Source organism: Streptococcus sp. SM3 (assembly GCF_027497875.1).
In genome coordinates this window covers 1-1,356 of sequence record NZ_JAJNSA010000211.1, presented here as the reverse complement: position 1 = coordinate 1,356, position 1,356 = coordinate 1, and the positions used below count along the sequence as shown (strand labels likewise).

General features: G+C 33.3%; 1 protein-coding gene and 1 pseudogene. Both read right to left on the bottom strand.

Features of this window, described 5'->3' with window-relative positions:
• Positions 1–592: pseudogene (locus tag PAN06_RS14235) on the bottom strand (UDP-N-acetylglucosamine 1-carboxyvinyltransferase); the annotation flags it as partial.
• 11 nt (positions 593–603) lie between these two features.
• Positions 604–1,356: acyltransferase family protein (locus PAN06_RS14230; protein ID WP_269796658.1), on the bottom strand; the 753-nt coding region annotated here is incomplete at its 5' end.

The window sequence follows — 1,356 nt, the reverse complement described above, 5'->3', positions numbered from 1 at the left end:
GGTCAACAATCTCAGGCTCACGCGCAGCATTTTCAATCACTGTCACCCCATCAGCTAGAGTCGCTGCCATCATCAAGTTCTGCGTAGCACCAACACTTGGGAAGTCCATGTAGATATGAGCTCCATGTAAGCGATCAGCCTTGGCTTCGATATAACCAGCTGTCTGACTAATCTTAGCCCCCATAGCTTCTAGACCTTTCAAATGCAGATCAATAGGGCGGCTACCAATCGTACAACCACCTGGCATGGATACCTTGGCATGACCTACACGGGCAAGAATTGGTCCCAAGACAACGATAGATGCACGCATCTTGCTGACATACTTGTAAGGAGCTTCCTCAGTGATATCGCCAGTCGCGTCCACCTCAACAAGATGATCTTCTTCATTAAAATCCACCTTGGCATTTAAACCACGAACCACCTGATTCATAGTGAAAACATCTGACAAGATAGGAACGTTCTGCAAGACGGTCTTTCCTTCACTTGCTAGAATAGTCGCCGCCAATAAGGGCAAAACTGCATTCTTTGCTCCTTCGATCGTAACACTTCCTACCAGACGATTATCGCCACCTTGAATCACAATTTTTTCCATACTTATTTCCTTTACTCTTGATTTTGTAATAGACTTACTTTTTGAATAAACCTATCAACTAATTTGTTAATAATCCAAGCCAAAATCAGACTTATCATCAATACAAAAAATGTAAATAACACATCATTTACTCTGGATGACACAAATATTTTTTCTAGAATAGAGATTACTAATCCATGTATCATATATAATTCAAACGATATACTACCTAGTAAAATCAAATACATATTTGAAAAATTTATTTTTTTCAGAAAAACAATAATAAAGTAGATTGTAAAAATAATATTATCTAAATTAGCAGCTAACGCATAACTATAACTATCTTCTAAATGCACATACCTCAACAAAATATCGTATTGATGTGAAATAAAGAGTAACACAGTTACTAAAACAAGTATGATAAAATAATGTCTATCTAAAACTCCATCAATTTTCTCTTTATTTTTAGCCCATATTAAGCCAATAATGAAGGGAAAAACACTATTATACCACCAAAAACCGTAACCTAATTTTATAGCTAAACAGATATAACCAATTATGAATACTGTATTGATAACAATAGAAATAAACTTATTTTTGAAAAACTTAAATGATATATAAAAAAATATATACATTAAAATTATAATATCGACAAACCAACCATTATAAATAATTGTACTTCCTTTTTTAAATAAATTAGCAAAAAAATCTAAATCCATTAATTGACCGTTTACGAATCTGTAAAACATATAAATCAAAGATATAGAAAAAAATGGAACTAGAAT